Annotated in this window: 1 protein-coding gene; it reads left to right on the top strand. The window is 70.7% G+C overall.

The window, feature by feature from the left end; all coding sequences use genetic code 11:
- Positions 1-338: autotransporter-associated beta strand repeat-containing protein (locus AC6LJ5_RS30355; RefSeq protein ID WP_498142458.1), on the top strand; the 338-nt coding region annotated here is incomplete at both ends.

The following is a 338-nucleotide window of genomic DNA, read 5'->3' as shown; positions in this document are numbered from 1 at the left end:
GCGGCCAGATCAGCGGCAGCGGCGCGGTCACGCAGATGGGCAGCGGAACCACCGTGCTGACCGCCGACAACCGCTACACCGGCCTCACCACCATCGCGGCGGGCGCGCTGCAATTGGGCGCGGGCGGCGCCACCGGCGGCATCGTCGGCGATGTGGTCAACAACGGCAGCCTGATCGTCAATCGCGGCAACACTTACGCCTATGGCGGCGCCATCAGCGGCTCTGGCTCGGTCGTTCAGCAGGGCGCGGGCGTCACGGTGCTCAGCGGCGCCAACCGCTACACGGGCGCGACCACGGTTAGCGCGGGCAGCCTGTATGTCAACGGCGACCAGACGGCC

Source organism: Achromobacter sp. 1011791174, assembly GCF_059760925.1.
Note: the sequence above shows the minus strand (reverse complement) of the source record. Positions and strands in the feature narration are given on the sequence as shown.